The organism is Leifsonia naganoensis, assembly GCF_013410615.1.
Taxonomy (GTDB): domain Bacteria; phylum Actinomycetota; class Actinomycetes; order Actinomycetales; family Microbacteriaceae; genus Leifsonia; species Leifsonia aquatica.
In genome coordinates, this window is the sequence record NZ_JACCHJ010000001.1 from 3,772,826 (window position 1) to 3,787,305 (window position 14,480).

At 68.4% G+C, this 14,480-nt stretch carries 12 protein-coding genes and 1 pseudogene; 8 read left to right on the plus strand and 5 right to left on the minus strand.

What is annotated here, in order from left to right; translation table 11 throughout:
• Nucleotides 1-6: 6 nt before the first annotated feature.
• Nucleotides 7-2,004: a S9 family peptidase gene (locus HNR14_RS18160; RefSeq protein WP_179702104.1), complete on the plus strand. Its 1,998-nt coding sequence runs from the start codon at nucleotides 7-9 to the stop codon at nucleotides 2,002-2,004.
• An 82-nt stretch (nucleotides 2,005-2,086) separates the two neighbouring features.
• On the opposite strand, the gene HNR14_RS18165 is transcribed toward HNR14_RS18160, so the two are convergent.
• Nucleotides 2,087-2,701, minus strand: coding sequence for an HdeD family acid-resistance protein (locus HNR14_RS18165; RefSeq protein WP_021765752.1), 615 nt, complete (start codon nucleotides 2,699-2,701; stop codon nucleotides 2,087-2,089).
• A 269-nt stretch (nucleotides 2,702-2,970) separates the two neighbouring features.
• Between HNR14_RS18165 and HNR14_RS18170 the strand changes: the two genes are divergently transcribed.
• A complete protein-coding gene (locus HNR14_RS18170; RefSeq protein WP_179702105.1) occupies nucleotides 2,971-4,320 on the plus strand; it encodes a DUF4434 domain-containing protein in 1,350 nt (449 codons plus the stop codon).
• Here the strand turns inward: HNR14_RS18170 and HNR14_RS18175 are convergent.
• The gene (locus HNR14_RS18175; RefSeq protein WP_179702106.1) at nucleotides 4,317-5,432 is read right to left on the minus strand and encodes a DUF998 domain-containing protein; all 1,116 of its coding nucleotides are present in this window, start codon (nucleotides 5,430-5,432) and stop codon (nucleotides 4,317-4,319) included. The genes HNR14_RS18170 and HNR14_RS18175 overlap by 4 nt on opposite strands.
• Nucleotides 5,433-5,597: 165 nt before the next feature.
• Here HNR14_RS18175 and HNR14_RS18180 point away from each other — a divergent pair, with 165 nt between their 5' ends.
• Nucleotides 5,598-6,068 (plus strand): hypothetical protein, encoded by a 471-nt coding sequence (locus tag HNR14_RS18180; protein WP_179702107.1) that lies wholly within the window; start codon nucleotides 5,598-5,600, stop codon nucleotides 6,066-6,068.
• 9 nt (nucleotides 6,069-6,077) lie between these two features.
• On the plus strand, nucleotides 6,078-6,587 hold the full coding sequence (locus HNR14_RS18185) for a hypothetical protein (RefSeq protein WP_179702108.1): 510 nt from the start codon (nucleotides 6,078-6,080) through the stop codon (nucleotides 6,585-6,587).
• Between the two features lie 22 nt (nucleotides 6,588-6,609).
• Here HNR14_RS18185 and HNR14_RS18190 read toward each other — a convergent pair whose 3' ends face one another.
• The gene (locus HNR14_RS18190; protein WP_343064532.1) at nucleotides 6,610-8,244 is read right to left on the minus strand and encodes a DHA2 family efflux MFS transporter permease subunit; all 1,635 of its coding nucleotides are present in this window, start codon (nucleotides 8,242-8,244) and stop codon (nucleotides 6,610-6,612) included.
• Between the two features lie 5 nt (nucleotides 8,245-8,249).
• The gene (locus HNR14_RS18195) at nucleotides 8,250-9,242 is read right to left on the minus strand and encodes an NADP-dependent oxidoreductase (RefSeq protein WP_179702109.1); all 993 of its coding nucleotides are present in this window, start codon (nucleotides 9,240-9,242) and stop codon (nucleotides 8,250-8,252) included.
• Nucleotides 9,243-9,402: 160 nt separating this feature from the next.
• Between HNR14_RS18195 and HNR14_RS18200 the strand changes: the two genes are divergently transcribed.
• The 3 genes and pseudogenes from HNR14_RS18200 to HNR14_RS21015 all read left to right on the plus strand — a co-directional run bounded on the left by HNR14_RS18200 (nucleotide 9,403) and on the right by HNR14_RS21015 (nucleotide 11,568).
• Entirely contained in the window at nucleotides 9,403-9,816 is a 414-nt protein-coding gene (locus tag HNR14_RS18200) for a hypothetical protein (RefSeq protein WP_179702110.1), read from the plus strand.
• A 451-nt stretch (nucleotides 9,817-10,267) separates the two neighbouring features.
• Nucleotides 10,268-10,468 (plus strand): annotated as a pseudogene (locus HNR14_RS21495) (GntR family transcriptional regulator); the annotation flags it as partial.
• A gap of 644 nt (nucleotides 10,469-11,112) precedes the next feature.
• Nucleotides 11,113-11,568 carry a hypothetical protein gene (locus HNR14_RS21015; protein ID WP_246311595.1) on the plus strand — a complete coding sequence of 152 codons (456 nt, stop codon included), beginning with the start codon at nucleotides 11,113-11,115 and terminating at the stop codon, nucleotides 11,566-11,568.
• Between the two features lie 206 nt (nucleotides 11,569-11,774).
• Here HNR14_RS21015 and HNR14_RS18210 read toward each other — a convergent pair whose 3' ends face one another.
• Nucleotides 11,775-14,120, minus strand: coding sequence for an RHS repeat domain-containing protein (locus HNR14_RS18210; protein WP_343064533.1), 2,346 nt, complete (start codon nucleotides 14,118-14,120; stop codon nucleotides 11,775-11,777).
• Here HNR14_RS18210 and HNR14_RS21020 point away from each other — a divergent pair.
• Nucleotides 14,107-14,406 carry a hypothetical protein gene (locus HNR14_RS21020; RefSeq protein WP_246311596.1) on the plus strand — a complete coding sequence of 100 codons (300 nt, stop codon included), beginning with the start codon at nucleotides 14,107-14,109 and terminating at the stop codon, nucleotides 14,404-14,406. The two genes, HNR14_RS18210 and HNR14_RS21020, sit on opposite strands and share 14 nt — an antisense overlap.
• The last annotated feature ends 74 nt before the right edge of the window (nucleotides 14,407-14,480 follow it).

Consider the following 14,480-nt stretch of genomic DNA (forward strand, 5'->3'; position numbering starts at 1 on the left):
GCGGCCATGAAGGCGAGCGATCTCGACCTGCTGACCGGCGTCTCCGCCCCGACCGTGCACCCCGGGGGCGGGCGCGCGATCGTGTCGGTGACGCATCCCTCCCTCGCGGCGGACGCGGCCGTCGGCCAGCTGTGGAGCATCCCGCTGACCGGCCACGCCGCACCCCGCCGGCTCACCCGCGGTTTCCGTGACAGCGCGCCGCGGTTCTCGCCGGACGGGCGGCTGCTCGCCTTCGTGCGCTCGGTCCCGAAGTCTGCGCCGCAGCTCTACGTGATGGACGCCGCCGGCGGCGAGCCGGTGCAGGTCACGGACCGCAAGCTGGGCGTGTCGCAGTTCGCGTGGTCTCCGGACGGCCGGTCGATCGCCTTCGTCAGCCGCGTGCCCGAGCAGGGCCGCTACGGCACCGTCGAGGGGATCGACGCCGGGAGCGAGCGGCCGCGCCGCTTCGACACTCTGAACTACCGCGCGAACGGCCTCGGCTACATCACCGACCGCCGTGCGCACGTCTTCCTCGTGCCGGTGCCGGACGTGTGGGCCGAGCCCGCCGTGACCCCGGTCGCCGAGGCCGACGGCTCGACCGAGCCGGCCCCCGCAGTCCCGGAGGCCGTCCAGCTGACCTCGGGCCCGTGGGACGACGGCCCGGTGGCGTTTTCGCCCGACGGCGCCACCCTCGCGTTCGTCTCGGCCCGCCACGAGTCGCGCGACGACGACCTGCGCGCGAACGTCTTCCTCCTCCCGGTCGACGGCTCGAGCGAACCGGTCGACGCGACCGGCGCCCACGGCGACTACTCCGTCGGCGAGCTCGCGTACGGGCTCAACGGCGCGCTCTACTTCACCGCGCAGGACGTGGGGGAGAGCGGGCGCGACTTCGTCGGGCGCAACGCCGCGCTGTACGTCATCGAGGGCCAGGACGCGGCACCGCGCCTGCTGACGGACCCGGAGAGCCTGGACTTCACCGAGTCGGACATCGTCGCGTACCGGGACGACTCCGTGCTCGTGCGCGACCGCAGCCGGGGCGCGCTGGTGCTCACCGAGGTGACGGCGGACGGCACGGCCACGCGCCTGACCGACGACACCACCGTCGTGAACGGCGTCGGGGTGGCCGGGGACGTCGTGGTGCTGAGCATCGCGGACGCGGACACCGCGGGCGACGTGGCTCTGCTGACCACGAGCGGCCTGCGCCGGCTCACCGACTTCTCGGCGCCGCTTCGTGCGACAGGCATCGTCGCACCGCGGGAGATCACCGTCACGGCACGCGACGGGTACCCGGTGCACGGCTGGGTGCTCGTCCCGGAGGGGGAGGGGCCGCATCCCGTGCTCCTCAACATCCACGGCGGTCCGTACGCGGCGTACACGGGAGCGCTCTTCGACGAGGCGCAGGTCTACGTCGCCGCCGGCTATGCCGTCGTGATGTGCAACCCGCGCGGCGCCGCCGGCTACGGCCAGGAGCACGGCCGCGTCATCCGCCAGCGGATGGGCACTGTCGACCTCACGGACGTCCTCGACTTCCTCGACGGGGCCATCGCCGAGACGCCCGGACTCGACGTCGAGCGCGTCGGCATCATGGGCGGCTCGTACGGCGGCTACCTCACCGCCTGGACGATCGCGCACGACCACCGGTTCGCAGCCGCGATCGTCGAACGCGGGTTCCTCGACCCGGAGGCGTTCGTCGGCACCAGCGACATCGGCAGCTTCTTCGGCGACGAGTACACCGGCACCGACCCGGAGCTGATGCGGTCGCAGAGCCCGCAGGCCGTGGTCGGACAGGTGACGACGCCGACGCTCGTCATGCACTCGGAGGACGACCTGCGCTGCCCGCTGCCGCAGGCGGAACGCTACTACGCGGCGCTGAAGCGCAACGGGGCCGAGGCCGAACTCGTCGTCTTCCCGGGCGAGGACCACGAACTGAGCCGCGGTGGCCGGCCGCGCCACCGCCGGGAGCGGTTCGACATCATCCTCGACTGGTGGGCGGAGCACCTCCCGTCGGAGCGCAACCGCCCGTAGCCGCCGAGCAGCAGCCGAGCAGCCCCAGACGACGACGGCCCCGCCTCTTCCCGAGGCGGGGCCGTTCCGTTGCGCGCGCGGGCTACTTCGCGGCCGCCAGCACGTCGCGTCCGAAGGTGAACGCGCGGACGACGCCGATGATGCCGAGCACGATGAGCGCGATCGCCGAGAACAGGATGAGGAACGCGGCCGAGGACGCAGGCAGGACCAGCACGACGATGCCGGCCAGGATGCTCAGGATGCCGAAGGCGATCGCCCAGCCGGAGTTGGGCGTGCGGCCCGACTCGGCCAGTGCCATCACACCGTCGATGATCCAGCCGACACCGACGAACGCGATGGCGAAGATCACGAGCACCGTCGCGGCGGTCGCGACGTTCTTGAGCGAGACCACGCCGGCTACGACCAGCAGCACGCCCAGCAGGATGTTCAGCGTGCGCAGGCCGCCGCCGATCCCCTTGCTGAAGATGCCGATCGCGAGGCGCATGACGCCGGCGACGACGAAGTAGATGCCGAGGAACACGGCGAGGACGGCGATGGTCTTCACCGGCCAGAACAGCAGGACGATGCCGAGGATGAACGCCACGGCGCCGCTGATGCCGATCGTCGCGCGGATGCCGTTGATCGCGGAGCGGGTGAGGTTCTTCGCGTCGAGGGAGAAGTCGTGCAGGACGGTGTCGACGGGATCGGTGGACGTCATCGTGGTGCCCTTTCGGTGGAGGGGGCGCGAGGGGTGCGCTCCTGGCACGAGATTAGCGGCCTCGCACGCGTGACCGAAGACGCGAGTGAGACGGCGTGTCCGGCGTGGGCCAGCGGCTTCGGTGCGGGCTGAGGGCGCTGCGCCCGGAATATTGCCGGTCGTCGACACTGAGCGGTGCCGCCATCGTGCCTAACGTGAGGGCACCGGCAGTCCCGTGCGAGGACGCCGTCCGGCGACCGCGGTCGCCCTGAGGTTGGGAGTCGTGTGCCATGGTCAGTCGTCGCAACGTCGGGGTCGCCGTCGTGGCGCTGCTCATGTCCGGGGGAGTGATCGCCGGGCCCGCGTCCGGCGCGCCCGCGTCCGGCGCGCCCGCGTCGAAGATTCCGTCATCGCTCGTGTCGGTCACGCAGGTCGCCAGCTGGAGCGCGACGCGGTGGGGCTACGAGTTTCGTGACTGGGCGTCCGCGGGCATCCGGGAGGTCGTTCTCAACGGCGCTGTGAAGGACGAGGGCGACGCGGGCCTCGTCGCCTATTACCCGAGTTCGTTGGCGGGCATCAGGCGGGCGAGCGACGGGTCCGGCGCTCCGCAGGACTCGGTCACCCCGCTGCTGGAGGGCGCCAGGGGCGCGGGTATCCGCGTCTGGTTGGGAACCTATCTCCCGACGTCGGAATGGTTCTCACCCACGTCCTCTTCGGTGAAGGCGATGACCGTCGCCAACGCGAGTCGCACCTCCGCGGTCATCGCCGATCTCGACCGGGCGTACGCGTCGTATTCCGACGTCGTCGCAGGGTGGTACCTGGGCTCGGAGGTCGGCGCGAACTACGCGTGGTCGTGGACGGCCGGTGAGGCTCTCGCGGCGTATTACACGCAGCTCGTGGCGTCGGCGGCCTCGGCCACCACCGCGTCGAAGACGATGATCTCCCCGTATTACAACCCTGCGGCGCTGCCGAACTCCTCGCTGTGGACGAGTATGTGGAAGCGGATCCTCACGGCGGCGCCCGTCGACGTGCTGGCGCTTCAGGACGGGACGGGCGACTGCTCCGACAACGTCTGCGGGGCCTGGCGCACCCCGGCCGAGATGAAGGATCAGCTCAACACGAAGTTCGGCGCCACCCGGGAGGCGATCACTGCCGCAGGTTCGCGTACCGCGCTCTGGGCGAACCTCGACCTCTACGACTCCTTCGGATACAGCAAGCCGATCCGCGACCTCGAGGACGTCCACACGATCGTCGCACCGCATGTCGATTCCTATACGTCCTGGAGCTTCACGCGGCAATACAGCATGTGGACTCTCGGCACGAAGAGCTATCACGTGCCGTTCGCGTTGTGGAACACCAGCGATGCGATCGTCAGCGGCGTGCCGAGCACGCCCACATACCTGACGACGACGACCTCCCTGGGCCTGACGACGGTCACGTGGGAGCCCTCCACGGTCCCCGACGGGGCTACCAGAGCGTTCTATCGCATCTTCGACGATCGCGGCCGTCAGCTGGCGAACAGCTCCAGCCCGCGATGGACGGGCACGCGCGAGTGCATCTCGATCGTCGCCGTCGACACCTCCGGCAACACGTCCCTCCCGGCCGAGAACTGCACGGCCGACGAGCTCACCGGCACCTAGGCGGAGCGACCCGGGGGTGTGGCGGTCGACGGCATCTCCGTGCTCTGGGCAGCGCCACTGACGCGCAGGTACACGATGAGCCAGCTGAACACGAGGACGCCGGCCACCAGCTCGGCGGCCGTCAGCACGTAATACCCGACGACGAAGAAGACGAGGACGCCGACGATCGTGGCGAAGAACACGTAGCCCAAGACGAAGAACGCAGGCGGCGCCTGGGGGAGAGCAGCCCGCACCCAGAACACCAGGAGCGCGAACACCAGCACCATCCCGACCGCCGACACGTTGTGCAGGATCTGCGAGACGTTGAGGGGGAAGACACCGACGCCGGCGAGCAGGATGCCGATCAGCAGCAGGCACACCCGCACCCGGACGAGCCCGTGGCGGCGCCGCGGTTCGTCGACGTCGCGGAGATCCGTGGCGTAGCGGGCGATCGCCGTGACGATGATGCCCGTGACGATGAGGGTGAGGTTGAAGGTGAGGGAGGAGACGCTCGAGGTCATCCCGAGCGCGCTGAGGTGCAGCCGCCACCAGTCGGGATCGGGCGCGCTGAGCATCGCGGTCAGGATGCCCACCACCGCGAAGACGGCGAGGACCGTCGACAGGCGGAGGATGTCCATCCCGGCGCCGGAGAGGAACACCGCGTAGGCGGTCACACCGGTGACGGCCGCGGCGAGGACCACGGCGGCCAGGAAGTACACGAGCGCTCCCTGGAAGGCATCGGCGAGCACGGCGCCGAGCACGATCCACAGAAGCAGGGCGATGACACCGTGCGCGAAGGCGATCACGACCGTGTCGAAGACATCGGCGCCCGAGGTGCGGGGGCGCGGTCCGCCTGGACGTCGGCTCCCGAACGGTGTCAGGCCTTCGCGTCGCCAGAGCCGTCCGACGGGATAGGCGACGATCGCGAGCACGCCGGCGGCGATCGCGGTGAACTGCGAGATCGACCCCGGACCGGCGATCGGGAGGGTCTGGCCCCAGAACGACGGCAGCGCGACAAGTGCCGTCAGCACGAACCCGACGGCGCCCGCGACGATCGCCGCGCCCTCCTCCCGAAGCGCAGGAGGGGACGGCGCCTCCGCCGATCTGGACGGTGTGCGATGCGCCTCGGTCATGGCGACCTCCCATCGACGCTCCCGGTGCCGCTCACCGCGCCGACGGCCCGAGTATCGCCGCTGGCCGGTGGTTTGGGTAGTGCGGAGCGGGGGAGTGGGGGGATGCCTCGGGTGCTGTTCCCCGCTACGGTGTTCCCGTCGTTCCCGATCCGAAGGAGTGAGCGCGTGGGGTACTTCATCCTGGTCATCGCACAGACGGTGGCGCTTCCGGTCATCTCCGGCATCGTGGAGCTGGCGGTCACCGGTGGCGATCCGGTGCTCGTCTTCGGCAAGTGGTGGGTGTTCTGGGGTGTCGGGACGCGGCTGCTCGTGGCCGGGATCGCCCAGGTCTCCGGCAAGGGGCCCACGACCGAGATCCTCGGGGCCGCTGCGCCGACCGCGCCGGAGAAGCAACTCGTCCGCGAGCTCGGCATGGCGAACGTCGGGATGGGTCTCGCCGGACTGCTGGCGCTGGTGCCGGGATGGGCGCTGCCTGCGGGCTTCGCGGGCGGGATCTTCCTGTTGATCGCCGGCGCGATGCACGTGCCGAAGAAGGGCAAGAACGCGCAGGAGACGCTGGCGACGTGGACCGATCTGGTCGTCGGGCTGGTGGTCGTCGCGCTCGCCGTGGATGTGGTCGTCCGCGCCCTCGGATAGCATCCACCCATGGAGATGGGGGACGCGTCGGGCGCGACGCGGGCGCGGCCACGGGGTGCGTTCGCGCTGTTCGTCGCATACGGGGGAGTGGTCCTGACGCTCGCGGCGGGACCGGCGATCATGTGCACCGGGCTGCTCGCCGGGGACGACTGGTGGATTCCCGTGCTCGTGGGTGCCGCGATCAGCGTCTTCGTCATCCCGTTCGCTCTCGCCAACGGCCGGATGATCGGGCGCGAGCAGCGCGAGGCTGCACTGCTGAGCCGACGCGGAAGGTTCGCGCTCGGCGAGGTGGTCGCGATCCGTCCCGCGGTCTTCGCGGACGAGGACGGCGTCGCCCTCACATTGCGCTTCGCGGACCTCGGCGCTCCGGCGTTCGAGGTCGAGTACGTCTGCGCGGCGTCGCGCGGGTATGCGTTGAGTGACCGCATCCCGGCCCTGGTGGAACCGGAGAGCGGACTGTTCGCGATCCCCACGAAGCGACAGGCGCGCGAGCTGCTGCGGACGACGTCGGCACGCTAGGTCCCGCCTCCGGACGCCCGCCTCAGACGCGGTCGGCCTCGGTCGCGTCGGGCGACGCTGTGTGTTCGCGGTCGTCCGTCTCGCGCTCGCGAGCGGGGGCACCTCCGAGCGAGAGAGTCGCCAGCAGGCCGACGACGAGGAATCCGGCGGCGGAGAAGGCCGCGAATTTCGTGCCGTCGGAGAATGCCGCTTCGGCGTCGGAGGCGATGTCGGCGGTCGCGGGATCGGTGGCCAGCCCCGCGATCGCCGCTCCCGAGCTGTCGACGACGCGTGCGACGGTTGCGTCCCGTTGCTGGGCCGGGACGCCTCGGTCGGCCAGGCTGGTGTCCAGCACGGCGGCGGCAGAGGTGAAGAGCACGGTTCCGAGGATGGCGATCCCGAGGGCGGAACCGATCTGCCGGGCAGTGCTCTGCGTGCCGGAGCCTTGGCCGCTCCTGTCGACGGGCACGTCCTTGAGGACGACGCCGGTCAGCTGGGCGGTCGCCAGGCCCACCCCGAACCCGTAGACGAAGAGGAAGGGGAGCAGGACGCCCCACGCGGTGTCCGGCGCGATCACCAGGGCGAGTCCACCGACACCGACGATCTCTGCGGCCAGGCCCACGCGCACGATCACTACCGGGGCGATCCGGTTTCCGAAGGCGCCGGCGAACCCGCTGGCGACGAAGGATCCGATCGCGAGGGCCAGCAGGATGAGGCCCGTCTGCACGGCACTGAACCCGAGCACGTTCTGCAGCCAGATGGGCAGCGACAGGATGATGCCGAACTCGCCGAGGGAGACGATCATCGCGGCCAGGTTGCCGTTGCGGAACGAGGGGATGGCGAAGAGGTCGAAGGGCAGCATCGTGCTGCGGCCGCGCCGCTGCCGTGCTCGTCCCCAGAGGACGAAGACGACCCCCGCGATCACCGCGAGGGCGAACGCGAACGGGATGGGGGAGAGGGCGAAGGGCCAGGTCCAGTCGCCGATCACAGGTCGGGTCTTCACCTCCCACCAGCCGTAGGTACGGCCCTCGATCAGAGCGAAGACCAGCGAGGCGCTGGTGATGACCGAGAGGGCGGCGCCGACGACATCCACTCGCCGTGTGTTGTCGGCGTCCTTCGACTCGGTGACCGTCAGGAGCACGCCGATCACGATGATGATGCCGAGGGGGATGTTGATGGCGAACGCCCAGCGCCACGAGTAGACCGTGGTGAGCCAGCCTCCGAGGAGGGGACCGAGGGCGGTCATCCCTCCGATCGTCGATCCCCACACGGCGAACGCGATCGCGCGCTCGCGGCCGCGGAAGGTCGCGTTGATCAGGGACAGCGTGGTCGGCAGCACCATCGCGCCGCCGACGCCCTGGACGAGGCGTGCGGCGATGAGCAGGTCGCCGGTCGGGGCGAGCGACGCTGCGACCGAGGCCAGGGCGAAGATACCGACGCCCGTCAGGAGGATGGCACGCCTCCCGAACCGGTCGGCCAGCGTGCCGAAGACCAGCAGCAGCGCCGCGAAGACGAGCGTGTACGACTCCTGGACCCACTGCACCTGCGTCGAGGTGATCGAGAGCTCCGTGACGATGGAAGGGATGGCCACGTTGACGATCGTCGAATCGACGATGATCAACGACACGGCGATGCTGATGAAGACCAGGCCGGCCCAGCGGGTGCGCGTCGACGCCACGGCGTTCAGTCTCCCGCTTCCTGGACCGAGCGGGCCGTGACCGTGCGGTACGTCGTCACAGGATGGGTGCCGAGCACGATCTTTCCGCGCGAGTGCAGGAGCTGGAGGTCGCCGTACGCCTCGACGATCGAGCTGAGCGGGTAGAAGCCCGAGATCAGGAGCGTGAACGCGTGGTCCGCCGCCAGCCGGGCGAGTCGCTCGAGTTGGTGCGTTCCGTGGGCGACGGCGTCGGGGTCGTCGCCGAGCAGCCGCAGTTCCGTGTCGCGGCGGTCGAGGCTGGACCGGTAGCGGCTCTCGGGGACTCCGAGCTCCTGCGCGAGGGCCCGTCCGTCTTGGCCGAAGTTGTCGATGAAGCAGGTGACGGGCTTGCGGGCGGCGGTGCGGATGCGTTCTGCGATCCCGTCGCCGTACTTGACCGGTGCGATCCCGAGCTGTCGCAGGTAGTCGAAGTTGCGGTCGCCGCACGTGCCGATGTCGGTCGCTCCGGTGAGCTTCGCCAGCTGCGCCTCGATGCTCCCGACCGCTCCGGCCGCCGCGGAGATCACGACGACGTCATCGGCGCCGAGTCTGAGCCCATCGAGCGTGTCCAGTGCGGTGGCACCGGCCAGATAGAGGCCGCCCGCGACCTCCCAGCTGACGTTCTTGGGTTTCGTGACGAGAGCGGTCACCGGCACGACGATGAAGGTCGCGTGCGCTCCGGATCGCACGTGTCCGATCACCTGGGTGCCGACCCCGAAGCCGTTCGTCTGGGTGCCGACGCCGACCACGATGCCGGCGAAGTCGCTGCCCGAACCGCGCGGGAAGGCGGTCTCGGGCCAGTCCGCTTCGCGTCCGCTGCGGATGAAACCGTCGATGTGGCTGATGCCGGTGGCGATGACCTCCACCACGACCTCGCCGGGCCCGGGTGCGGGGAGCGGTTTGCTGCGCTCCCGCAGTGCGGAGGCGTCCCCGTTGCGGTCGTACTCGATGACCATGGCCTCGTCGTGCTTCTTCGACATCAGTGCCTCGCTAGATCGGCTTTTAACTAGCCTAGCTAGCTAAGAGTGTGAAGGCGAGAGTCTGAGGGAATTCCACTGGGCGAGCCGGGACGCGCCACCCGTTCGCGGGATGGACAGGGTGTGAGCCGGTGCACTCAGATTGTGGTCCAAGGGGGATTCGATGAAGCGTGCAGCTATCGAGACGCGGGGGCGCGCACGGGGTGATGTGATGAGATCGCCCGCGGGGGCCGCACGAACGGTATTCGGGACGGTTGCGACAGTATTGGCGTGGTCAGTGGTTCTTCCGCTGATGAACCTTGTCATCCCGCTTTTCTTCCAAGCGTGGGAGGAACTGTCGTTGATTTCATTCTTCGGCGAGCGGCCTTCACCCGAGCAGATCGCAGCGGAAGAATGGAAGCTGTGCGTCGCCCGGGGTGTTTCGCTGCTGGGAACCGCACTCATCGTGATCGCAATCGTCCTCCTTGGAAGGACGCGTCAAGGCCGCGTCAATCTTTGGTTAGCGGCCTCGCTGAGCGCTTTGTTATCGGTGATGTGGCTTGCCGTAAACGGCGGATGGTTTACCCCCGACCGCTAAGAACTGCGAGGGCAGCATCCGCGAGCCGGAGGAGATTGCACACGGCCCTCGTCACATCCACCGAACCCCCTGGCCGCGGCAGGAAGACGATCGGCCGTGCGCAACTCGATCGAGCTTACGAGACCCGGCGACGGAACTCAGGCCGACGGTCTACATCCTTTGTGACAATCGGGGTGGCCTCGTTATGTCAGCTTTGTTGTCCTCGTGGCTGTCGCGAGCGGTTGGACGGCGCGACCGGCCGTCGGGCAGTCCCGGCCCTCGTGTTGTGCGCAGCTGTTGCGCTGTGCGGCTTGTCGGCCGCATCCCGTGATCAGAGGGCGCCGGGACGCCGAGCCGACTACTGCGACCGACCCCTTCTGGATACGTAGATAATGCGCCGCTGATAATGCACATTATGTCAGCCGTCAGCTTATCTAGATCACTTGACTACTGCTGATGCTGTGGTGTTGCCATGGCGAACGACACCCCTATCTACGAACAAATCCGTGCTGAGCTGCGTCGACTCCTGGCGTCGGGCGCGTACAAGGTCGGTGACCAGCTACCAACGACACGCGAGCTGGGCATCCGGTTCGGAACCAATGGGGTCCAGACGATTCGGTCGGCTTATGCCGCCCTCATCGACGAGGGCCTGGTCGTGGCTCGACAAGGCCAGGGCTTCTTCGTCAACGCTCTCCCCCTCCGCCGGCTCGGCCTACTCGGGCTGGCCGAACGGGCGCACGAGGCGCGGGAGGATGCCGAACGGGCCGCCGGGCGCGTGCGATCGCTCGAGGCGGAGCTCGAGTCGGCGCTTTCTGATCATGAGCGCGTGGCGGTCGACGCGCTTACCGCCGCTGCGCGCGCCACCTACCTCACGGGCGCCGGCGCCGAGCGACGTCTAGATTTCGGCGAGATCGCTCTCCAGGTCCTCGCCGGCGCCGCCGCGAACCTGGGCGGCGTGGAGAACCTGCTCGCCGGCCGGCCAGGGTCCTGGGAGGCGGACATCATCCGCAACGCCGTCAATGCGATCGCACCCGAAGATCTTCTCCCCCGCTACCGGACCGAGCCCATCCGGATCACCCTCGCCGTCGACGACCTCCTCGCGGAGCGCTCGCGAGCTCCCAGGTCTACGACGACGCGCAGGACGCCATACAGCGCGCGTACGACGAGGCCAGCCGGGGCCTCGCGGTCGACGACTCCAAGTACGTGTGGTGGTACGAAGTGGGTGAAGATGGCGCCCTCGTTCCTCAGGACGCCGCTGCGCCCCCTGGGTCCTGGGAGGCCTGGCGGGCCGGCCACCAAGACACTCCCGAGGAGGAGGTGCGCCTTCTTGAAGAAACGATTCGTGAGATGGGGTGCTTCACGACCGTCTACATCGCCAAGAGTCCAGAACTCGGAGCGGAGTACACCAGGCTTCTCAAGGAACGAGAGGCGGCACTGGAACCGTTCGACCTGTCCGAGGCGCCCGAGGAACTGCAGGCCGAAGAATGGGCCACTTACGGCGCGGCGCTGAAGGACCAGATCGAACGAGACGCACGAGAGATCCCCGGCCTCGACGTCCCGATCGAGATTGAAGTGGACGCGACCATCCCCGGTAGCCCCATCATCCGGCCGGCACTGGATGACCTCGCCGCGAACCTGGTCGAAAACGCCACAGCCACCGTCCCCTCCCCCGCCGACCTGCCCGAAACTCCACTGGAGCGCCTTCAAGAGGGAACCACCCATGCGCACCCGCGCTTAGGCGAGGGACCTTACGCCACGCCAGAGTATGAATAGGACGACCTAGCGGGCTCAGTTCCCGCCTCCTCTCCGTCGGCCGAGGCGTGAGAGGTTGGCAGCGAAGATCACGACCAGCAGCGCCGATAACGCTGCGAGACCGATTCGCAGTGCCAGCCCTTCTACAAAGACAACTGACACGACGAGGCCAATTACCGCAGCAGCCGTCAGGACTGCGAATAGCGTTCGACGCCTCTTGGTATTCATCAACTGCACTCTTCCACGGCGTCGCCGACCGCGGAGACAGTCAAACCTGCTCCTACGGCGAAGCCTTCTGCTGCGGCAGCACCCAACGCGAGTGAGGGAGTCCCAGCGATGACAGCCGCACCAGCAAGAACCTCAACGAACACCGATGCGCTGGCTCCAAGGATGGCGCCCGAGCAGGAATAGCCGGTGGGATCCGCTCCGTTGGTGGGGTCGCCTCCCGCGAACGTGTATCGGTTGGCGTTGGCGGGGTCGAGGGGCGCGTCCAACGTGTCCTGTTGGGTCCAGGTGCCCGTCATCGGGTTGTACCAGCGGAGACCGAATTTGACGAGCCCGCTCCCCCGGTCTTGGATGCCGCCTTTGAACAGGTAGGGGTTCTGTGGCACTCCGGAACCGCCGGAGTTCTTGGTCAGGGTCGGGGTGCCGTAGGGGTCGTAGGTGTAGGCGAAGGCGACGTAGGAGTCGGAGGTGAGCAGGGCGGCGGGGTTGCCGGTGCCGTCGTACACGTAGAGGGACTGCTTGCCGGACGAGGTGCGCAACAGGAGCGGCTGCCCGGTGATGGGGTCGTGCTCGATGTAGGCGGTGTTGGTGCCGATTTTCACCTGCTGGATCTCAGGCTGTCCCTGTTGGTCGGTGCCGCCGTAGACGAGCTGGTAGGTGTTCGCGGTCGTGGTCTCGGACAGGACCGCGTTCTGGGAGGCACCGGCGTAGATGTAGGTCGAGGTGGTGCCGGACTTGATGGAGGAGGTCATCTGCTGGGCACCGTTGTACGTGTAGGTGGCGCCGGGAGCGGCGGTGAGGTTGCCGGCGCCGTCGTAGCTGTACCCGGTGGTGGTGATCTGGTTGGCGGCGTTGTAGGTCAGGGTTTGGCCGGAGGGGCTGGCACCGGTGACGACGGCGGTGAGCCGGTTGCCGCGGCCGTCGTACGTGTAGGTGTAGGTGTTGGCGCCGGTGGCTCCGGATTGGGTGGCGGACTGCAGCCGGCCGGATCCGTCGTAGGCGTAGGCGGTGACCATGCCGGAGATGTTGTCTTTGGACCATTGGATCTTGTGTCGGTCGGCGCTGGCGGTGGTCGGACAGGCGGGCGCGACCGCGCCGGCGCTGTAGCAGTACGAGATGTCCAGGGTTTTGGTGTTGGAGGCGTTGCCGGTGCCGTAGTACGCGGCGATCTCGGTGACCCGACCGGAGGTGTCGTAGCTGGTGTGAGTATGCGCCGACCAGGTGGTGTTGGTCGCGTCGGTCTGCAACCATTCGTCGGTGCGGCGGCCCTGGTTGTCGGTGGCGAAGGCGAGGACTCCGGATGGTGGCGAGGAGGACGGTTGCGTGTACGCGATCTGGGTCGCGACCCCGGAGGTGTCGTACGAGTACGTGGAGGTGCCGCGGGAGTCGCTCAGCGTGACCAGGTGCGAGGCCTTGTCGTAGGTGAAGGTCTCGGTCCCGCCGCCGGCCGTGTTGACGGTCGAGGTGAGGCGCTCGAGCTGGTCGTAGGTGTTGGTGGTCGTGCCGGCGGCATCGACAGAGGTCTTCAGCTTGCCTGCGTCGTCGTACGTGTTGACGACCGAGTGGGTGCCGTCGGAGAAGGTGGTGGACGTCAGCCTGTCGTCCTTGTCGTACCCGTAGGTCGTGGTGTTTCCGCGACCGTCAGTCGCAGTCTTCACCCGACCGAAGTCGTCGTACGTGATGGCGCGACTGCCGAGACTGGAACCGGTCACCGGGGTGATCGACGTCAGTTGGTGGTTGGTGTACCCGTAGCCGGTGGCGTTGGTGCCGTTGCCCGGCGCCAGCGCGGTCGCGACCGTGCCATCAGTGTTGAAGGTGAGAGTGGCGGTCGCGGTCGGAGTCCCCTGTGCGCTGGTCAACGGGTTGCCGGTTCCGTTGTACGTGTACGCGGTGGCGTTGCCGGCGTCGTCGGTGCTGGACGAGGGCAGGTACTGGGTGCCCGGGGCGGTGTTGGCGTATGCGGTCTGATTGGCGGCGCCTCCGGGTGAGGTCACCTTCGTCAGCGACTGGCCGCTGTTGGCGGTGTAGTCGCCGGTCGTCGTGCCGGCCGTGGACCCGGTCCCGGACGTGGTGCTCGCGGTGTCGAAGTAGCCCGTGTACGTCGCCTGCCGCTGCCGGCCCTGCTCGTCGACGACCTTGCTCACCCGCTTGGTGGGATCGATCGTGTAGGTCAGGTGCGGGGATGCGGAGATCGACGAAGACGTGGATGTGTTCGGGCCAGCCACATAGGTCTCAGTGGCCAGGTAGAACGAGAACCGCGTGGTCGAGGTGCCCGGGGATCCGGTTGTCGTGTTCAGCTGGTCGACCTGGCTGACCTTTCCGACCGCGTCGTAGGTGATGTTCGTCACGGCCCCCGTCGGGGACGTGATCGAGGTCAGCTTGCCGGAGGTGTACCCGAACGTCGTCGTCTTCCCGGTCGCGTCGGTGAAACCGGTCAGGTTGGAGCTCGCGTTCTTCGCGTACTGGATACTCCTGCTTGAGCTGCCGCTGCTCTGGGACACCGTCAACGTCGTGGTCGAGGTCGAGTACGCCAGGGCCGCGGTTGCTGCACCCGCAGTACCTGCCGGAGACACCACGGCCAGCGGCGCCCCCGTGTACGGGCCAGGTGTCCCGTTGCATGGCGACACCGTGTAGCAGAGCTTCGTTGCGTTCGCGTTCCGGTCCGCCACACTCACCGGGTTGCCGTTGCTATCGAATGTGATCACCCG

Excerpts from the sequence above, each read along its gene's own strand:
- HNR14_RS18195 (WP_179702109.1), bottom strand. The coding sequence starts at position 9,242 with ATGTCGAAGAAGCACGACGAGGCCATGGTCATCGAGTACGACCGCAAC.
- HNR14_RS18165 (WP_021765752.1), bottom strand. The coding sequence starts at position 2,701 with ATGACGTCCACCGATCCCGTCGACACCGTCCTGCACGACTTCTCCCTC.
- HNR14_RS18175 (WP_179702106.1), bottom strand. The coding sequence starts at position 5,432 with ATGACCGAGGCGCATCGCACACCGTCCAGATCGGCGGAGGCGCCGTCC.
- HNR14_RS18185 (WP_179702108.1), top strand. The coding sequence starts at position 6,078 with ATGGAGATGGGGGACGCGTCGGGCGCGACGCGGGCGCGGCCACGGGGT.
- HNR14_RS18170 (WP_179702105.1), top strand. The coding sequence starts at position 2,971 with ATGGTCAGTCGTCGCAACGTCGGGGTCGCCGTCGTGGCGCTGCTCATG.
- HNR14_RS18200 (WP_179702110.1), top strand. The coding sequence starts at position 9,403 with ATGAAGCGTGCAGCTATCGAGACGCGGGGGCGCGCACGGGGTGATGTG.
- HNR14_RS18160 (WP_179702104.1), top strand. The coding sequence starts at position 7 with ATGAAGGCGAGCGATCTCGACCTGCTGACCGGCGTCTCCGCCCCGACC.